At 34.5% G+C, this 18,900-nt stretch carries 19 protein-coding genes, 1 tRNA gene and 7 pseudogenes; 20 read left to right on the top strand and 7 right to left on the bottom strand.

Features of this window, described 5'->3' with window-relative positions:
• Positions 1 to 117: 117 nt before the first annotated feature.
• From BK574_RS04035 to BK574_RS04070, 8 genes and pseudogenes are all read left to right on the top strand, one after another.
• Complete coding sequence (locus BK574_RS04035; RefSeq protein WP_078427614.1) at positions 118 to 570, top strand: DMP19 family protein; 453 nt, start codon at positions 118 to 120, stop codon at positions 568 to 570.
• A gap of 208 nt (positions 571 to 778) precedes the next feature.
• Positions 779 to 1,372, top strand: a complete 594-nt coding sequence (locus BK574_RS04040; RefSeq protein ID WP_078427615.1) for a hypothetical protein — start codon at positions 779 to 781, stop codon at positions 1,370 to 1,372.
• A gap of 171 nt (positions 1,373 to 1,543) precedes the next feature.
• Positions 1,544 to 2,032, top strand: a pseudogene (locus BK574_RS28220) (SMI1/KNR4 family protein); the annotation flags it as partial.
• Positions 2,033 to 2,661: 629 nt separating this feature from the next.
• Positions 2,662 to 3,147 (top strand): DUF4825 domain-containing protein, encoded by a 486-nt coding sequence (locus BK574_RS04050; RefSeq protein WP_078427617.1) that lies wholly within the window; start codon positions 2,662 to 2,664, stop codon positions 3,145 to 3,147.
• A 449-nt stretch (positions 3,148 to 3,596) separates the two neighbouring features.
• A pseudogene (locus BK574_RS04055) lies at positions 3,597 to 4,137 on the top strand (nitronate monooxygenase); the annotation flags it as partial.
• 200 nt (positions 4,138 to 4,337) lie between these two features.
• Positions 4,338 to 4,562: a YcxB family protein gene (locus tag BK574_RS29125; RefSeq protein ID WP_420796986.1), complete on the top strand. Its 225-nt coding sequence runs from the start codon at positions 4,338 to 4,340 to the stop codon at positions 4,560 to 4,562.
• A gap of 131 nt (positions 4,563 to 4,693) precedes the next feature.
• The gene (locus BK574_RS04065; RefSeq protein WP_078427619.1) at positions 4,694 to 5,257 is read left to right on the top strand and encodes a CBO0543 family protein; all 564 of its coding nucleotides are present in this window, start codon (positions 4,694 to 4,696) and stop codon (positions 5,255 to 5,257) included.
• Between the two features lie 229 nt (positions 5,258 to 5,486).
• A pseudogene (locus BK574_RS04070) lies at positions 5,487 to 6,947 on the top strand (IS1182 family transposase); the annotation flags it as partial.
• 130 nt (positions 6,948 to 7,077) lie between these two features.
• Here BK574_RS04070 and BK574_RS04075 read toward each other — a convergent pair.
• The 4 genes from BK574_RS04075 to BK574_RS04085 are packed head-to-tail and all read right to left on the bottom strand — an operon-like array spanning position 7,078 to position 9,879.
• The gene (locus tag BK574_RS04075; protein WP_078427620.1) at positions 7,078 to 8,442 is read right to left on the bottom strand and encodes an MFS transporter; all 1,365 of its coding nucleotides are present in this window, start codon (positions 8,440 to 8,442) and stop codon (positions 7,078 to 7,080) included.
• 17 nt (positions 8,443 to 8,459) lie between these two features.
• Positions 8,460 to 8,756 (bottom strand): hypothetical protein, encoded by a 297-nt coding sequence (locus BK574_RS27325; protein WP_158211523.1) that lies wholly within the window; start codon positions 8,754 to 8,756, stop codon positions 8,460 to 8,462.
• A 43-nt stretch (positions 8,757 to 8,799) separates the two neighbouring features.
• The gene (locus tag BK574_RS04080) at positions 8,800 to 9,246 is read right to left on the bottom strand and encodes a PaaI family thioesterase (protein WP_078427621.1); all 447 of its coding nucleotides are present in this window, start codon (positions 9,244 to 9,246) and stop codon (positions 8,800 to 8,802) included.
• Positions 9,247 to 9,303: 57 nt separating this feature from the next.
• Positions 9,304 to 9,879, bottom strand: coding sequence for a TetR/AcrR family transcriptional regulator (locus tag BK574_RS04085; RefSeq protein ID WP_075387410.1), 576 nt, complete (start codon positions 9,877 to 9,879; stop codon positions 9,304 to 9,306).
• Between the two features lie 225 nt (positions 9,880 to 10,104).
• Here BK574_RS04085 and BK574_RS28225 point away from each other — a divergent pair, with 225 nt between their 5' ends.
• The 9 genes and pseudogenes from BK574_RS28225 (at position 10,105) to BK574_RS04120 (ending at position 15,380) form a co-directional block, all read left to right on the top strand.
• A complete protein-coding gene (locus tag BK574_RS28225; protein WP_238457942.1) occupies positions 10,105 to 10,347 on the top strand; it encodes a DUF6904 family protein in 243 nt (80 codons plus the stop codon).
• 7 nt (positions 10,348 to 10,354) lie between these two features.
• Complete coding sequence (locus tag BK574_RS04090; protein WP_238457943.1) at positions 10,355 to 10,585, top strand: hypothetical protein; 231 nt, start codon at positions 10,355 to 10,357, stop codon at positions 10,583 to 10,585.
• Complete coding sequence (locus BK574_RS04095) at positions 10,585 to 11,337, top strand: RQC-minor-1 family DNA-binding protein (protein ID WP_078427622.1); 753 nt, start codon at positions 10,585 to 10,587, stop codon at positions 11,335 to 11,337. The genes BK574_RS04090 and BK574_RS04095 overlap by 1 nt, the downstream gene beginning before the upstream one ends.
• A gap of 126 nt (positions 11,338 to 11,463) precedes the next feature.
• Entirely contained in the window at positions 11,464 to 12,312 is an 849-nt protein-coding gene (locus BK574_RS27975) for a DUF6398 domain-containing protein (RefSeq protein ID WP_180320578.1), read from the top strand.
• Between the two features lie 322 nt (positions 12,313 to 12,634).
• Positions 12,635 to 13,222: pseudogene (locus tag BK574_RS04105) on the top strand (transposase); the annotation flags it as partial.
• A gap of 352 nt (positions 13,223 to 13,574) precedes the next feature.
• Positions 13,575 to 13,826 carry a hypothetical protein gene (locus BK574_RS04110; protein ID WP_078427623.1) on the top strand — a complete coding sequence of 84 codons (252 nt, stop codon included), beginning with the start codon at positions 13,575 to 13,577 and terminating at the stop codon, positions 13,824 to 13,826.
• The gene (locus BK574_RS04115; protein ID WP_078427624.1) at positions 13,827 to 14,099 is read left to right on the top strand and encodes a type II toxin-antitoxin system RelE/ParE family toxin; all 273 of its coding nucleotides are present in this window, start codon (positions 13,827 to 13,829) and stop codon (positions 14,097 to 14,099) included.
• Between the two features lie 567 nt (positions 14,100 to 14,666).
• Entirely contained in the window at positions 14,667 to 14,801 is a 135-nt protein-coding gene (locus BK574_RS28690; RefSeq protein ID WP_274379395.1) for a hypothetical protein, read from the top strand.
• Positions 14,802 to 14,936: 135 nt separating this feature from the next.
• On the top strand, positions 14,937 to 15,380 hold the full coding sequence (locus BK574_RS04120; protein ID WP_078427625.1) for a GNAT family N-acetyltransferase: 444 nt from the start codon (positions 14,937 to 14,939) through the stop codon (positions 15,378 to 15,380).
• Positions 15,381 to 15,515: 135 nt separating this feature from the next.
• Here the strand turns inward: BK574_RS04120 and BK574_RS04125 are convergent.
• Positions 15,516 to 16,540: pseudogene (locus tag BK574_RS04125) on the bottom strand (IS110 family RNA-guided transposase); the annotation flags it as partial.
• Positions 16,541 to 16,822: 282 nt separating this feature from the next.
• Between BK574_RS04125 and BK574_RS04130 the strand changes: the two are divergent.
• Positions 16,823 to 17,065, top strand: a pseudogene (locus BK574_RS04130) (YetF domain-containing protein); the annotation flags it as partial.
• Positions 17,066 to 17,141: 76 nt separating this feature from the next.
• Here BK574_RS04130 and BK574_RS04135 read toward each other — a convergent pair.
• Positions 17,142 to 17,216 (bottom strand) — tRNA-Asn (locus tag BK574_RS04135).
• Positions 17,217 to 17,658: 442 nt separating this feature from the next.
• On the opposite strand from BK574_RS04135, the gene BK574_RS29130 reads away from it, so the two are divergent.
• A complete protein-coding gene (locus tag BK574_RS29130) occupies positions 17,659 to 17,787 on the top strand; it encodes a hypothetical protein (protein ID WP_420796927.1) in 129 nt (42 codons plus the stop codon).
• A gap of 10 nt (positions 17,788 to 17,797) precedes the next feature.
• Positions 17,798 to 18,165, top strand: a pseudogene (locus tag BK574_RS04140) (MBL fold metallo-hydrolase); the annotation flags it as partial.
• A 159-nt stretch (positions 18,166 to 18,324) separates the two neighbouring features.
• Here the strand turns inward: BK574_RS04140 and BK574_RS04145 are convergent.
• Positions 18,325 to 18,834, bottom strand: coding sequence for a hypothetical protein (locus BK574_RS04145; RefSeq protein WP_078427627.1), 510 nt, complete (start codon positions 18,832 to 18,834; stop codon positions 18,325 to 18,327).
• Positions 18,835 to 18,900: the final 66 nt, after the last annotated feature.

Below are 18,900 nucleotides of genomic sequence, written 5' to 3' on the forward strand. Positions count from 1 at the left end.
ATAATTGTACCTATTGCTTTGCTTATCAAAAGAGACAGGCCATTATTAGGAGGAAAAATGAAGCAAACTGTTTCTTGTTAAAGTCATAAAACATTAGATGAAGATGGGAGAAATATTATGTTAAGACGTACTGTAACCAACAAAGTGTTGAAAGATAATCCACATGAAAAGTGGAACCAATTTATTGATTTATTGGCAATGGAAGATTATTGTGATTTAACTGAGATACAAAAAGTTGCACATCTTTGTTTTGTATATGATGCAGAAGTACAAAATGGGGGACATTTGCAATATTTTTTAAATAGAGGTACAGCATTAGTTACCGAAACTGCAAAAGCTCTTGAGGATCTTGGAGCAAATGGGCAAGCAATTATTTTTTCTAAAGCTATAAACGTTCTTAACTCAATAGAGATATCTAATATTGAAAGCATTGAGGAGTATATCAACGAAGCAGATGAGGGCAAATTCTTTGAACTTGATTTAGAGTATTATGGTTGCGAACCAAGCATTAATGATTATTTAGAACAATATTTACAAAAATACGAAACAGAATTTATTTTGATAGAATAGACTGTAAAAGAAGTAGAATTTCCTCTTCCACTAACAATGAGGCATTAAATAGGGAACTGTTCTAATGGCAGTTCCTATTGTTGTTGTTAAAAAGTAGACTGGATAAAAATTAGAAACGCTTTATCATCATAGATGTATTCAAATAAAAGGCAGTATTAATAGAAGAACTGAATGTAAGGTCTAGTGAAGAAAAATGGAGAGGTGTTTCATGATGTTTTCTAATGAACAATTACAGGCCTTAATTGAAGGAAGAATTGTTGGGAATAAGTTTCCCTATGATACAAATAATGAGCATGAAATTGAAGCACATATTAGACGATTATATTATAGAATAAACCGTATTCCTAATTTAGTATGTGAAGCAGAGTGGAATCATTTTGGCAGTGGATACGCTTCCTTTGTTGAATTTTTTTGTTACCGAAAAGAAGATGTTACAGTCATAGAAGAGAAATACGGATTGCAAGAGATTAAGATAAATGGAATTATTATTGATATTTGTCGCTTAGCACCTGTAGCAATCATGGGCGAAGATGACAGATATAAAACGATTCGTATTGAAACAAACGAAGTAGTTGGTGGGGGATATGGTACTATACTTGATGGTTTCAATCGATTAGTTATAGATGAGAAATTTCAAATAATCGAAGAACAATTGGAACAATCGTTAAAAGTGTTTGATTATGAACGATTAGATGCTGAAAAATTGAATCAATCTTTGCCATTTCAAACGAAAATACCAACCATCTATCGGAAACCTAAACAGTATTTAGTGATGGATGCAATTTTTTATTGGGAGGATTAGGAGTTTGATTACTCTAACGCGTTCTGAAATAGGGAGCAGATTGTGTAAATAAACCTCTCTTTTCTTCAGCTAACAGTGAGCAATCCTTTAAGAACAGGAATTGCCTTTTTCTTAATAAACAAACGAGCGTTCAAGAGTTGATGATAAATAGCAAAATTTTAAAAGAATAGAATGTATTTTATAGGGGGAGTTAGTGTGGAGAGTTTTTGGCAAAAAGATAATGACTATGGAAAATTAGAACCGTTAACAGATGAAATGGTCGAAATAGCAGAAGAGGAATTGAACATTAAGTTACCCAATTCCTACATAAATATCTTGAAACAACAAAACGGTGGTTATATCAAATATAATGCACACCCTTCAGATGTACCAACATCTTGGGCTGATGACCATGTTAATGTTGATCATCTATTTGGAATAGGAATGGGTAAAGATAAAGGAATACTAGAAAGTGAATATTTAATTCAAGAATGGGATTTACCTAAGGGTGTTGTACTCATATCAGGAGATGGACATTCATGGATTGCGCTCGATTATAGGAATAGCAAAACCGAACCTCCTGTTATTTTTATAGATGTTGAACAAAATCAAGAAATAAGATTAGCAAAGAATTTTGAAAAATTTATCAATGGGCTTGTTGATTATAATGAAGAAGAGGAAATCGATTTATCCGATACAATCCTTTCAGAACAAGAAATAAAAGATTACTACGCTAGTATAGATGATGTGATACGAAAGGGAACACCGAAAGAGATCGACCGTTTATTTACAAAAATACTTTCAACTAAAAACGAATTAATTCGATATATGGTCGAAAAAATGAGACATCACGAAAAACCAAAAGTTCATTTTAATTTACTTCTTTTCTTATCATGTTGTGCTGAAGGTGGCAATAAAGGAATTTTAGGTGATGATTATTTATTTGATGTTTTACATGAATTATCCAAAAGTAAAAATAAGGAAGTTAGAGAGTATGCCTTATTTTCCTTAAAACAATTACAAAGCAGACTTAATCTATAATAAATTAGTTCGTTCAACAAAGAAGCACAAGAAGCGTCACTATACTTTGCCACATTCAGATTTAACTTAGGTTAAATTAAGCTTCACTAAGGAATTTCTTCATGATGTTAGTATAGAAGGTCAAGGTTCTTTATACTGCTAGAAGGTTCAATGGTGAGACTAGTAGGAAAATGTAGAAAAGAGATTTGTATACGGAAACATACAAAAAGCAACCTTATGTTTTTTAGAAATATTACTATAGTGCTTGATTCATGAAGGGGGACATAAAAATGAGAAAAGTGAGTACGTTTCTTTTGTTTTCAATAATAGTAATCTTTTTATTCAGTGGATGTAATGAAACTAATGTTAATGCAGATATTTTCCAATATAAAGATTCGTTTGTAGGTGATAACAGTGCAGTAGGAAACATTGCTAATCAATTACCAGGTGGAGAGCATTTAAACGGTTTTGAACTAAAAACAAGTGAAGAACCTTATGGCATCATCCTAAATTATGATTGGCTAAATTCAGAGCAAGAGTACAAAGAAACCGTGATATATAATGCAACATTTTTATTTACTTTAGTACAAAACGTGGATTGGATCACATTTAAGTCCGATAGATATGAAATTACAATTACGAAAGAAGATCTACAAGAATGGTATGGGAAAGAATTTAGTGAAGTTCAAAACGAAGACGAACTTAAAGAACTAATACAGGAAAATTTAAAAGACGAAAACTTAGTTAATCAATTATTAAAATCACTAAGTGCTTAAGTCAAATAAGTCGTTATGAAAATAGCCACACAAGGACATTTTGTTTCAATCAACACTATATTTGGGTTTTTTTTGATTACAAGATCGACTGTCGTTTTATACATTAGTAAATTATCTAAAGAGGTACTCGTGCGATCGTAGCAGGATTATTTTTTTATGAGTGGCTACCTAGTGTCGAGTAAACTGGTTTTTATTAAAAGAATAAGGATAATCATCGTTAGCCTTAAATGATGCACCGGGAGATCTCACACTTTGGACTATGTCTCATTCGAATGAAATACTAACTTTTCAACTGCCATAATAGTACAAATTACAACTGTCATAAATAATCAATGACATCTATGTCTTCTTCCGCAATGGCTGGATGGTATATGATATAAAGCATAGTGTCAGTGGTTATATATCGGAAAATCTGGAGTTCTGTGTTACATAGTTTTATTACAATTTAGAAATGGGGTAGTTATGTTGAGAGCATTCACTTTACAAATTGGCGATATGAAACCAAAGGTACCAATCTTGCAGGGGGGAATGGGTGTAGGAATTTCATTGAGTAAGCTTGCAGCAGCTGTTGCAAATGCGGGTGGAATTGGGACGATCTCTGGGACTGGAATCTCTGTTGAAGAATTAAGATACCATATTCGAAAAGCAAGGGAATTAACAAATCGCACTGGCTATATTGGGGTCAATGTGTTATTTGCGATGAATGATTTTGCTGAGAAGATGAAGGCAGCGATGGAGGAGAACGTGGATTTTATTGTTTCAGGTGCTGGTATCTCTCGTGATATGTATGCCTGGGGAAGAGAGTATGGGGTCCCTGTCATCTCGATCGTTTCATCAGCAAAATCGGCGAGATTGTCCGAAAGATTAGGTGCGGCAGCTGTTGTTGTTGAAGGGAATGAAGCGGGGGGACACCTTGGAACAGACCGTCCATTATTTGAGATCCTTCCTGAAGTTACTGCGGCCGTAAATATTCCTGTCATCGCAGGAGGCCACTGAAAAAGTACCTGAAATAATAAAAGATATAGCACCTCAATTATTTGAGAGTGCTATATCTTTTTTGCTGTATAATTAAAATATCAAATTTGAGTGGGTGGATACGATGATTCAACATCAACAAGTAAACTTAAGTCCTTATATGGCGATTTATGACATAGTAGTATGCGACCAAGGTATTAAAAATGAAATCAGTTATGTGCTTAGAGCAAGGGAATCAACAAGCAGGAAGGTCGAATAACTTTTTTGATTGGAGTGACATTCACTTTGAAAGGGAATATGAAATGATGTTTCTTTTGTATATATCAAAACATAAGGCAATAATTTTGCCAAAAAGGTTTTTCGAATTAAATGATGATATTGATTTATTTAAGATAATTGTTTCTAAACATGTAGAGACAAATAAAATTAAGTTTATCTGATGTTCTTTAACAAACGATAGCGTTTCTGCAATAGCAGCAGGAACGCTTTTTGACTAACTAGGCAGTAGAGTTGAAGAGGAATATTTTATTAAAAATAAAACACACTTTAAATATAGAAGGAGTGTGTTTTTATGCAAAATCCAACATGGGATGATGTACTTAAATTGCGTTTAAAATTAAAGGAAGCAAACTTTGAATATTGGCTCAATGAAAATTTATTTACTTTTTCATGGTGGTTTCTTTTAATAACAATGTTTTTATTTTTTATTTCATGGTGGCTCTTATTAGAAAAGTCCCGAATGATGGAAATGCTATTATATGGTTTTTTAGTAGCAACAATAGTGATATTACTTGATGTAATAGGAGTTTCATTTATTTTATGGGGCTACCCACTTATGCTAGCACCTTTAGTTCCTCCTATTTTTGAAATTGATATAGGACATTTGCCATTTGTTTATATGACCATTTATCAGTATTTTTCAACATGGAAATCATATGTTATTGCAATGACAATAACGGCTTTAATTTTTGCATTTGTTTTAGAACCAATTACGATATGGTTAGATATTTATGAAGCAAACAATTGGAGGCATATATACTCATTACCGATATATGTTCTTATAGGTATTTTTTGTAAATGGTTTATAACAAAAATAAAACAGGTAGAAAATAAATATCAAAAACTGTTGAAGTAAGGGACGGTTCTCATGCTTCTTTTGTTTCGCGAAACGAAGGAAGCACAAGAACCGTCCGAGACCAGTGAAAAAGTCCAGTCAAAAAGCAGCTATTAGTAATGATAGTGTTAAAATGTGCGTAAAAAAATCCTCTCAAATCCTGTTATTATAGGATTTTAACAAAAAAAAAGCCCTCATAACTGGTATAATATAAGTGCGACCAAATATCAACCAATAAGGGGGCTTTTTCATGCTTCGATTTGAATCGAAGCAATTAAGTTTTCACTCTGTATTATATAAAATTCCAGAAAATCATATGCTTAAAAAGATTTCTAGAGTAGTAGATTTCAGCTTTATTAATGGTTTACTTGAGGATACATATTGTAAAGAGTTTGGTAGACCTGCAAAGGAACCTGAGCTAATGTGTAAACTTCTTTTTCTTCAGTATATCCATGATTTATCCGACGAAAAGCTGATAGAAGAAGCAAATTTTAATTTAGCTTTTATGTATTTTATTGGGATAAACCCAGAAGATAGACTTCCTGATAAAAGTCTTCTTTCTAAATTCAGGACACAACGTCTAGAGGAAACTACACTGGATGAAATCATTATAGAGATAGTAAGGCAATGTGTAGAAAAAGGAATTCTTAAAGGGACGAGTGTTAGTATTGATGCGACCCATATTGAAGCAAATACGATTAAGAAAACCCCTGAACGTTTAATGAAGCATCTTGCAAAAAGGATTATTGAATCTTTTGAAGAAGAAACTGGATCAGAATTAAAAGATGTGCCTATGGCACCAGATTATAAGGAAATCAATGACCATCGTGAAGCAAAAAAGGTTATGAAAGATTACCTGGAAACGGTTATAGATGAAGTAGAAAAACAAACTTGTTCAGAGAACCTAGAAACGGAAGGAGCTTTAACAAAGGCAAAAGAGATATTAGCGGATCCTAAATTTATCAATCAAAAAGGAATACGTTCTATTATAGATGAGGATGCAAGAGTTGGACGCAAAAGTAAAACACAAGACTTTTTTGGTTTCAAATCAGAGTTCGTCATGACAACAGACGAACGAATTATTACTTCTGTCAGAACAGCTAATGGTTCTTATATGGATGGGAATTATGCTAAAGAAATCCTCGCAGAAACAAAGAAAGCCGGCATTATGATTGATGAAGTTTACGGAGATAAAGCTTATTTCAGAAAGTCTATACTTGATGATATACAAGAGACTAAGGCGAAACCGTATATACCAGTTAGTTCGTTAGTTTACAGAATTGATGAAAGTCAGTATACATATAACAAGGATTCTGATGAATGGCAGTGCAATCAAGGGAACACAACTGTTGAAAAGAAGCATTATATATCTAACAGAAAAGATGGAAAAAGAGAAGGATATAAATACTATTTTGATTTAAAACAATGTAAGGAATGTCCTTTAAAAGAAGAATGTACTCAAAAAAGAGCTGGAAGAATCCTAACGGTAGGAAAAAACACTACCGAGTTTTATGAAATATCCCAGTATCAAAAAACTGAGGAATTCCTAGAAAAATATAAAAAGAGAGCTTCTATTGAAGGGAAAAATGCGGAGCTCAAAAGATTTCACGGCCTATCTCGAGCAAGGGGGTATGGTCTATTAAGCGTGTCGAAACAATCAAAATTAGCTGCCATAGCAGTAAATATTAAGAGGACAGCAGCGATGGTATCCTAAGAAAGTGGAGAATATCACAGAGATATTCTCCACTTTCCCATTAGATTTCAATTTTTGACCTGAGATTTCTATATTTCATTAATTCGGGAGAATTAAAAGCTACTTTTTCACTGGTCTCGAACCGTCCCTATGATTGTGACCTAGCTTTTCGATAATATAAAATGTATACTATGACAGCAAGGAGGACTACAAAGGAAAAAGTAAAATAAATATTTCTATATATGATTTCTGGAGATAAACTTTCTTGTACGGTTAATAATAATCCCGAAATCGTAACTCCGAGCCCGCCACCGAAAAGTTGTGTTAATTGAACAATCCCTATCCCAGTTCCAATTTGGGTTGTTGGCAAGAGCCTTGTTACCTCATTAGAAATACAGGTTGACAATGAGGTGAATCCTATACTAGCAAACATGTAAGTTAACAGGATAAAATAAGGCTGAGAGGTGGATAACCATGCAAATAAAATGGTCGCACTGAATAAAAATAAGAGACCTGAGATAAACAATAGGCCATTGCCGTAACGATCAATTAACCTCCCAATCACTTGTCCAGCCAACATGGCAATAACCGCTCCAGGAAAAATAAACATTCCTACTTCGACTGGTCCTTTTCCGAATACAGTTGTAAGCATAATGGGTATTAAAAACAAATTCGAAAAGTTGATAAAAAAAGCTACACTGCCAATAAACAGAATTTTAGTATATTGCGAATTTCTAAGAAGGGTTGGCGGTATAAAAGGCGCTTCTACCTTATGTAGATATTTCCACCATATCGTAAAGAGAAGAACAGTTACTATCAAAATACTATACGAAAAGGTAGATATAAAAAGTAAGAGTCCGATAACGCTGAGCCCAGTGAGAATAGCACCGAAAAGATCAAAATGGCCTTTCCTAATCACCTCTTTAGGTAATAATTTTAGGAAGAAAGGAATGGATAAAACAGATAATCCAGTGACAACAAAAAGGTAGTTCCATCCCAAGTATTGAGTAATAACTCCCCCGATTACAGGACCTAACCCAAATCCCAATGAAGCGGATGAAGCTATATATGCCATCGCTTTTCCACGCCTTACAAGAGGAATATATCGGCCAGCCACTACTATGCTTAATGCCATAACAGGTCCCCCGCCAGCAGCTTGCAGAATTCGGGCAAATAATAAAACTCCAAAGTTGGTTGCGAAGAAACCAATGACCGATGCTATTGCTAATATGCTGATCCCAATGAGAAGGAGTTTAGATATTGGAATAAAGTCAGATAATCTACCAAAAGTCAGCGTTGAAATAGCAAACGTGATGGAATAACCAGAAACTAACCATGAAGCCGTTGATGAACTTAAGGAAAAGTCTGTAAATATAAAAGGTAATGCAATATTGAACATTGTCGTATTCATTACTACGAGCAAAGTCGTTAATGTCCATATTAGAATGAGTTTATTTTCTTCCAGGAGTACGTCGTTTTCAGTTTTGGAAGGAGCAGATAATGTAGTAGGCATTTGACCCCACCTTTTTATTAAGGCTGTTTTCGACATTTTGTTGCGATTAGCTCGTTTTGTGAACATCCATCAGCACAAATGGGCAAATTCATTTGTTCTTCTGTTTTAAGATGTTCAAACACTTCACACATAAGCGTGAAGAAACAAACCAAGCTTTCACATTTTTGAAGATGCAATGAGATAAAAACAACCATCTTTTGGAAAATAGCCTTTATTATTATATACATCATTTCAAATGAAGCTATTAGATTACGCTGTCCACAAGGTAAAAATAAAATGTAAGCCCAAACAGATTTAAGAATCTGTCCACGCATAAGTTTTAGCTGGATGGACTATCTTTTTCTAAAGGCTTGTCAATTATTCATTTTTCAATCTTTTTCCAGCCGAATTTCCCTGTAAAATCATACATGTACTTGTTGAATGTGCAACGAGGCTTTGTTTTTCATCATAAACATGACATTCGAGCAATCCGACAGAAGAACCTTTTTTAATTAACGTTCCTTCAGCTCGGAGTTTTGACTTAAAAATAGGTTTGAGGAAATTTAATTTTATGTCGACTGTTGAAAAAAGCTCATCATCAGCTAATGTAGTAGCAAACGCGTAGCCCATGGCAGCATCTGCTATGTCACATAATATTCCTCCATGTAAAGTACCCATCGGATTGTGTAACCGTTCATCGGCAGTCATTTCAATTACAACCTTACCTTCTTCAACATCTACTACGTTAAAACCAAGTACTTGTGCAGCAGGTGACCCTGGAATTTCGCCTTTTGCCATTTTCTTTAACCCTTCTAAATGTTTCAAGGTTCTCACCGTCCTTATAGAACTAAATTTGATTTTAGAACGTTCATTCTAAAAATATTAATCTAAAACAGCTAAAGTTGAATTAATGATGTTGCGAAGTTTATTTTTATCATCTGTTGTTTTGGATAATACTCTTATACCAATGAAGGAATTATGAATGAATTGAGCTACATTTTCTAGATCAAGTTGATCGGATATTTCACCGTGTATTTGTCCTTGTAATAATAATTCGTATATTAATGTTTCTGTCTTATGAAAGCTTTTATTGATTTTCTCGGCAATTTCTTGGTCATGTTGGGTGAGTTCAACTGCCGTATTTACAATAAAACATCCTGGTGGACTTCTATCATCAGGAATTACAGCCATTTCAAATAATCTCTGAACCGCTAATTTAACGGAATGGGTAGGCTTAACCTCATGCTGAATTTTTTTCTCGATAATTTCTTCGAAAAGTTGTAAAGCTCTTAGAAATAACGTCTGCTTATCCCCAAACGTGTCATAAATACTTCTACGATGGATGTTCATACTGTCAACTAAATCTTGCATCGACGTTTTTTCATAACCATTTCGCCAAAATACCACCATTGCTTTAAGCAAAACCTCGGTCTCATCAAATTCTTTGTGCCTTCCCATTTTTAACCTCCCTTCCATAAAATAGTATCATTACTAGAACGTATAGTAAAGAATATTCTGACTTTTCGTTCAAAAATGGAGTCTATATTCAATGGAACTGCCGTTTGGGTTTAGTTTAGTAACTCACAAGTTTCGTATTTATAGCAATGATTGGAACTAGTTATTGACATAATGGTAAATTAGACTGGGGTTTTTCTAATCTAGCAACTTACTTTTCTTCCTATAATGGGAAACCGAGAAGTAAGGTTTGTCGATAATGGACTAGATCAAGATAAGATGAGATATTTGTCCATTGCTGCAAATGACAAAAATATTTATCTAGTCTGTAATGTTTTATGGCCAGAAGTCCTTTTTGTTACAATGGGATTAAATGATTTTAATGGTAAAAGGAGTGAGAATCAATGGCCAAAAAGAAGAATGAGGAAGCCTGGGCAGAGGCGAAAAGCGCTGTCGATTAAATCAAGCTGACATACAAATGGCTAAGGAGCCAGGCATGACACCTAAGAGTTTAATTAAAAATATCCCTTCATCTAAACAGCAATGGAAAGCACCTGTAAAAGTATGGATTCGGGATTTATATGAGGAAAAGTTTGGAAAGACCTTAAATGTGAAGCCTGCTTTCAAGGCAAAAACAAATGCCAAGCAAAAGAGGGAAGAAAAGCCTGTCGTTTCGAACTATTTTGATGATGAGGAGATGCCCTTTTGATGAAGAACAGTAACCGATTATCGCAAGAGGAAATAAAAGTCATATTGAGAGCTGCTGACGAAATTGTTACACGAGGAGGACGAACGCTTCTCGCCAAAATTTTAAAGGGGTCAAAGGAGAAGAAAGTTTTGGAGCTAGAGCTTAATCGTTGTCCTGTCTATGGTTATTTTAAATCTGAGAAACTAGACGATATTATGCAAAAAATTGATTGGATGATTGATTATGATTTCCTCGATATTGAGTATTTTGGGAAACTACCTATGATCGTTTTTACAGATCGAGGCTGGAAAATCGAGTCCGATCAATATACGGACGAACTGTTAAATGAATGGCGAGAATGGCTCAAACAGGGGATAATTTCCCCGGATATGACCTATTTAAAGGATCGGAATAGGCCAATGATTTTATTATTTCTTTCAAAGATTAAGGAATCTGGTGAGAAAGCATTTATCCCTTATTTAAAATTATGGGAAACAGTGGATTATAAGAAGGTAAGAGAAGAAATTCGAAAAACGATCGATGAACTGGAAGATAAACAGCCGATGGATGTACAAGTTGTACAGGAGAGAACAGAGTCGATTAATGAGGCTTTAAAAGGTTCAGCTCCGCAAGATTTACTTTTGAAATGCTGGGAATGTGGGAAACGATTTACTTTTACAATCGGTGAGCAGCAATTTTATAAGGAAAAAGGATTTACCTATCCGAAAAGATGTGAAGAGTGTCGAAATCAAAGGAATGATATGTTCTTTTAGTATTACGATCAGAAATTACAAAATTTATCAGATGATAGTATAAGAAAGATTAGGGCTTCCGCTATAGGGAACGGCTATAAGCCGAGTCTCTCAAAAGGAAACAGTAAGTATTGGAGGGAGTAAACAATGGCAAGGGCGAATGTTAAAGAAAAAGTAGAGGAAAAGAAAGCAGAATTACTAAAATTATCACTAGAATTTAGTAAGGAATATTTAAACCAAGAATACGATGATGTGATTCAAAAGTTAATTAATAAAATGGCAAGGAAAAGAGAGGTCCCTTTTGTGTCTGGCCGTATTGAAATTTGGGCTGCAGCCGTCATCCATGCTTTAGGAACGATCAATTTTTTATTTGATAAATCAAGTCAACCATATGTCTCAGCAACAGATATTTTTGACTATTTTGGCACTAAGCAAAGCACGACCTCACAAAAATCTAAGAAAATTCGAGATATGTTTAAGATGACTTATTTTGATAGTAACTTTTCCATACAATCAGTTGATCAGGATAATCCTTTCAATCAATTATCTCTCGTCAACGGACTCATTGTTCCTCAAGATATGCTTGAAGAGGAGGAGGTTGAAATTGAAGAGTGGGAGGTTTTAGCTGCAGAAATTTTAGGAGTTACGAAGTTTGAGAGAGGTAAAAAGTATAAAGAAAGTCTATTGTTCAAGTCGCTTAACGTCAATGAAAAAAGTTTAATCCGCTTTTATGATTATTTAATGAAACTCGTAAAATTTCCATTTTCAGGATTGTATGAAGAAGAGATTGGGCCTCTAGAAGTCGCAGAATTTGAAGTGAGTTGTATTGGTTTAGATCAAGAGATGAAAGTTGATGAATTTTATGGAATATTGGTTGAATGCAGGCATGGGAGGAAGAAAGTCATACTTCCACTAGCTTCCATCTCTATAGAAGAAGGTCACATGAATTTTAATTGGATCGAGTTATATCATAATTGGTTTTGGTCATACCGTTAGGTGCCTGTCACCACTCGTAAGCGCTCGAAAAATTGGAACAGTTATTAAAGAAGCATTTAATCTATTAAATGTAAATTGGCTAAGAATCATGGGTGTGGTGATATTAGCTTATCTAACTTTGTATATTTTATCCTTTCAGGCAAGAAGACTCCATCTGATTTGTGTTAAGGGCGTTAGCCCAACAATTCAGGTGGAGATGAATTGCCGTCAACCGATAGGTTTAACCCTTTTGCTTGTTTGAAATCATTTTCCACTTTCTAAAGAACTGACGTTCGCTTCTTTTGTCCAATGATATAATAAGTATTAGACTAACAAATAGTGTATGAAGGCAGATGTTAACTATTGGAGTGTTCAATCAAACATCGTTCAAGCGATTCGCCGAACGTTGTATTCGGACGTTAAGAGCTTTTTTGAGACGCTAAAAAAATGGAAGACGAACTCAGATGCTTTCACGGGTCGTCCACAATTCCCGAAGTATTCTTTCACTACTGAGAAACGCATTATCGAAATCTATCAAGTTCCCAAAGTAGACAAAGACGGGTACTGGTCAATTCCGATGAACGTTGAATTTAGAAAACGTTTAGGTTCGATTTAAATTCGTATGCCTAAAAATTTGTTGAACAAGAAAGTATCGTATATTGAAATTGTACCAAAGCAAAAAGGTCGGTTCTTTGAGGTGCATTACACATATGAAATGCAAGTTGCTCAAATGAAGAACCAACCAACGACAACGATGAACGCTTTGAGTTGCGATTTAGGTGTGGACTACATGATGAGTTGTGCAACAAATCACGGTGATACGTTCTTGATGGATGGGAAAAAGATAAAGTCTATCAACCAATATTTCAACAAAAAGATAAGTGAGCTGCAAGAAAAAAATATCGAAAACGGAATATCAAAACGTGTTGTAATGAGGATACCTGAGTAGCAAACCCAAGCCCCCACTGAAATAGGAACCTTACGGTTCCTATTTCAGTGGGGGTACGTTGACGGTTAAAAGTATGGTAAAGGAGTGGTTTTCATTAAAAAATTTTAGTTGAGTTTGCTGTTGTGATTACGCTTTTGCTAATAGTTGGTTGTTCTGAAAGTTCTTCAAATATTAAAGATGAAATCACACATTTTTCAACTCAAGAAAAACGTTAGAACATTTTACTGAAAATGAAAATATAAGAGGGAGCAATGACTTAGTTACTTGTTTCGGTGTTTATTAAAATTGTTGTATAATTAAGTTAGAGGTATTTGAAATGGAGGTGGATAGGTTTATGAGGAAGCTTAATGGATATGAAGCAGAGTTGATTAAAAGTATTATTCATGATGGAGAGTCGGTTGTAGAGATAAATGGAAAAAAATACTATTTAACTTTGATAGAAGAACCAGAAACCACAGTCCAGGAAGATGTTGATGCTGAATCAGAGTTAAAACAAAAGTTGCTTCAAGCAAAAAAGGATATATTAGATGGAAAAGTTTATTCAACTGATGAAGTATTAGAGATGATTAATCAAGGTGAATTATAAATGGTAATAAAATGGACCAATCAAGCATTAGAAGGATTTAGCAACATTCAAAGTCAGCACTTCACTTTAGAGGAGACAAAAGAACATAAGAAAGTAGTTAAAAAGATTGAAGAAAAGATTGCTCTTCTAGGTACTAGTATTCCAGCAGATAAACCAGAATGGGAAGGCAGTTATAAGATAATTATTGATAAATATATTATTTACTATTCGTTTTCTAATGAGGGTACAACATGTTATATAGAATATTTTAAGCACTCTAGACAAAAGCGTTAGCTAGGGATGACATCTAAGTAATTTAAAAATGTCATTCCTAGCTTATTTTTGTATTGCCTTCTTACACTAACGGAGGCTTATCTACAGTATGTTTTTCTACCGTATTTAACGTATGTAATGATACAAAAACAACTAGATTTCTACCTATGCGGAAACATTATATACAGTTATTTTTTATAGTATTCAACGTATTCAAAGAAATGGGGAAATGACTTGGGGAACTGGGGAAAGAAACAACCTTGAAGTTTAGTGTGGAAGTGCACTTCTTCCAGATTAAACTTTAAGGACAGTAAGCGTAAGCGCGGTAGTTGTGATAGATAGGCTCGTCGCCTGACGAAAAAATGCTACAAGCCTTCAGTAGCAATTTCATCCACAGGGGGCTTGTATCATACCTTTAAAACGTGTATCTATAACTACATGTAATCAACGATAAAGAGTGCATTCTTTCACCTTTTTTGAGCTGGTACTGTAGATAAGAACAGAATTGTTCAATAAGAGGTGTCGCTGTCGCTTCATGTGCTACCATAGCAGAAGAGTTGAAAAAACTAATTCCTCTTCATAAAGCCGATGAAAGACAAAACATGGCTTAACTGCAAGAGAAATGTCCTTCATAAAGCCAATGAAAGCCAAAACAAAGCTGAAATAGAAGAGAAATTACTTCAAGAGCCAATGTCTATTAAATTAAATGTTGCGTTGATTTAACAAGGTCAGCGCACTTTCTGTTGTCCTAACGGGCAGGTTAGCGAATAAGGAATTTTGTTTTTTGTCGTAGAATCATCCATAAATAAACGGTTAAGGTGGTTTTTATAATACATTTAGCGATAAGGAGAATTTACCTTGGAATTTAAACTATTAGCAAAAAATGATTTAATTAAATGTACGGAAACATTTATTGAAGTATTCAATGATGAGCCTTGGAATGATGAATGGACATTTACAAAGGCTAAAAAATATTTACTGAGTTTTTACCAGACACCTGGATTTTTAGGCGTTTTAGCGGTAGAAAACGACGGAATTCTCGGCTTTATTTTTGGTGTAAATAGAGTATGGTGGAGCGGAGATGAGTTTTTTATTAATGAAATGTGTGTAAAAACACAATGTCAAAATAAGGGTATTGGAAGAGCGATGTTAAATCATTTAATAAAAGAGCTTCATAGCAGTAATATAAGTAACATTATACTTCTCACAGATAGGGGTATACCTGCCGAAGAATTTTATAAGAAAAATGGTTTTGAAGAAATAGAAAGAATCATTTTCTTGCATAAGAACATCAAACTATAGTTATAGAGGTAGATGCATTTTTAATTGGATAAGAAAAGACAGGTGTTAGAATTAAATAAACCAATTATTGATATAAAACTAACTCTAATTGTGAAAGAATGTACTTAAACTCCCTCAGTTAGATTAATATATCTCTTGGCCTTTCCATTTGCCAGAGCTAGCCTCGACTAGGTGTAGACCCGCATGTCGTAATAGTGAATTACCATGTGCGAACTGACTTAGGTCACCAGTTTCAGCTAAAATTCCACCTATCGTTATTTCTGTTAATCCTTTAATATCAAGTAATTTATCAGTAAAAGCAATGCTTTTAAGTGCTTCAGATACTTCTTTTTCTACTATTTCAAGTTGGGTTGTAGCGAGATCAAATTCTTCAAGTAATTGTTTTAGGTGTAGTTTATATGCATCGTGTGCTTTATCATTACCAACAGAATTCTTGGCTAATTGAATGAGGGCTTGAGCTTTTCTAATACCAGGTTGACGCTTCATCTCTGTTCTCCACTCTTTAACAATATCCGTAGCTTCCATCGAACGTAATTCTTTCGGTGTAGGGAATAAACGGAGAGTAGCGAGTGCCCTTTGCATGTAACGTCTTTAAAAACTTCTCTAAGCTCAGGGAAAATAATATCAACCCAACGATGAATTTGGTTCGCAGCGCTGACATGTCGTTTAACTATGGAATCTCGGTTAGACATCAATACTCTTAGCTTTTCGAAAGCCGCTGTAGTTGGACGAATAAAGGAATAGTAACCATTTTTCACCATATCAGCAATAACTAAAGCATCTTTCTTATCACTTTTGGATTGAGTATTATCTCTGTTTTCTTTATTCTTTTTAACAAGATGAGGATTCACGGTTACAACATCAATATTTTGATCGTAAAGCCATTCAGAAAGGTTTAACCAATAATGTCCTGTAGGCTCCATACCAACGATTTCAGTATTAAGGCCTTTAGTGTTTTTTAACTGGTTTATCCATTCAACTAACCTTGCGAAACCATCTTCATTATTGTCAAAAGATAAAGGATCACCGACCACAATACCACGATAATTTACAGCTCGAGCCACATGTGTTTGTTGGGCAATATCCACACCAACAACAAGATGTTTATCAGAAATTCTTTCAATTAGTTGATTTTGTTTGTCTTGCATTTTAAACTTCATATAAGAGCTTCCTCCTTAAGGTTGAGTTTTAGAGTGGTGTCTATACTCATATCTTACTGAGGAGCTCTATTTTTTTCAAAGTCGAAATTAACGCACTACAGGAATGCTAACGGGGAGCGTTAGTAAAATTATGGGCTGTATCATTTACTCCAGTTTTTTGTGCAACACATTGAAAAAAAGGTTCCAAACTAAAAATGCTAAATAGTTGATCATATTATAAAGATAAAGTGGTGAGGAATTTGAATGAGCTCTATAAATATCATCTAAGATCAGGTAGAAACGGCTTTTCTAGAAACAGATGGGACGATAACAGCTTTAGCGAAGCCCCCTTATTTAAATGCCATGCAAAAAGATGTATATAACATTCAAGCGAGCAGAGGAAACCCGCAGGCATTTATTATTGATGGACAAGTTCTTTCAAGTAGTCTGAAATTACTAGAAAAGGACATGAATTGGGTCAGGCAGGTTTTGCAATCTCAAGGTATTTATAAACGTCATGATTTGCCGAATAAGGACGAAAAATAGCGGGAATTTTTAGCGAAGAAGTAATGGCGGAGAAGTGGGGATTTGAACCCCAACTAGAACGGTCAAACCTTCTCCGTGGCTCCACAGGTAGGACTCGAACCTACGACCGATCGGTTAACAGCCGATTGCTCTACCACTGAGCTACTGTGGAATAATATTTATTTATTTCAGTAACTAGTATTGAACAATTAAGTGGAAAATATTCCCAGTAAAGAGAAATTTTTTTCTTATGAAAAGTTTTTTGAAAATTAACCTCGAGTTTATTTATTGTTATTGGAAGTAAAAAAGTTATTATAAAGCAGGCTGACTCTGTTTGTTGTTAAACACGACTTGTGGAGCCAGCCTGTTTGATTTCACAAAAGAGAAAGCATGGTTTGGTTTAGCACATTAACCGTGATATTTAATTATGTCATTAAGTACCAAATATTGATGAATCTACTACTAAAAATTTATAGTGTTGTGCTAGCTATAAATGATTAATAGGAAATTCTAAACGTGAGTATCGCTGAACTGAAGCACCTTTTTAATTTTTTTCTAACAAATATAAAGTACTACAATCTTGTGACAATAAGCAACTAAGGATGGGGATAAAAATGGAAAAAGAACAAATGACGTATGGCAGTGATTATAAAAAGATACCGACTACATCGGTGACAAGTGGGGTTGGAATAGAGGTTCTACCTGATTTGTATTGTTATAATGTGCAGATTGTGAGGAAGTAAATTAGAAAGACTTCCTGCTGATGGAAGGGTCCCGCATTTATCGGACTTTAAATGGATTCATACACCAGGCCATATTTCATTGTTTAGAGAAGAGGATCGTGCTTTAATTGCTGGCGATGCCTTTGTGACGGTCAAGCAAGAGTCCTTATACTCTGTAATAACACAAGAACAGGAATAAGTGCACCTCCTCGATATCTTACAACCGACTGGAAGGCTGCGTAGGAATCGGTAAAAACCTTAAACCAGTTAAAACCAGCCGTTGCAATAACTGGTCACGGGCTTCCGATGACGGGTGAATTGTTAACTAGTAGTTTAGAAAAGCTTACTAATGAATTTGACAGTATTGCTATTCCTGATTACGGAAAATATGTAAATTAAATTCCCCGAAGAATTGCGATTATTTAAGGCTAATTACCAAAAACCTTACTATGATTCCGGTCAAATATTTGTGTGAGGTGTAAAACAGCCACCTCCATTATGGAAGTGGCTGTACTCGTTATAAAATTAAAACCACCTGTAAGCATAATAAGAGATATGTTAATTTAATGATGCTTCGATGTTTTTTTCTAACTTCTCTGCTTGGTTCATAAAGTAATTCATATTCGCACTAACTTGTATATTCAATCCCAATCCTGCATCACGAAGCATCTGTTGTAGCTCTTCAAAATTCTCCTGATCTTCTTGGCTTAATTCGGCGAAACTATATAATTTATCGTTAGGATATTGTTTTAGTTTATAATACAAATTATGAAGAATTTCCTTATCACTTCTGGAAAGTGTGCTTAATTGCTCACCAGTGGTCATACCAAGCCAAATTCCGTTCAATATATCTCCTAATTGAGTTGTAACCAAGTTAGGTTCTGACCAATTATCATCACTTTGGTTTGCGATTAAACCCTCCAATTCTACTAGATTATGCTGTACTTCAGTTAAGAAAATTTGTTCAGATGCAAAATTTATTTTTATATACCCCCAAGCGACCACAATGACTAACAAAATATTTACTGCAATTGAAATTCTAAATAATATCTTTTGCTTTTTACTCACTATATCCCCTCCATATAATACTACTTGCCAAAAACTTATCACTTTTTAGGCTCTGTTTTAAGTTGT

The organism is Alkalihalobacterium alkalinitrilicum (assembly GCF_002019605.1).
Classification (GTDB): Bacteria; Bacillota; Bacilli; order Bacillales; family Bacillaceae_F; genus Alkalihalobacterium; species Alkalihalobacterium alkalinitrilicum.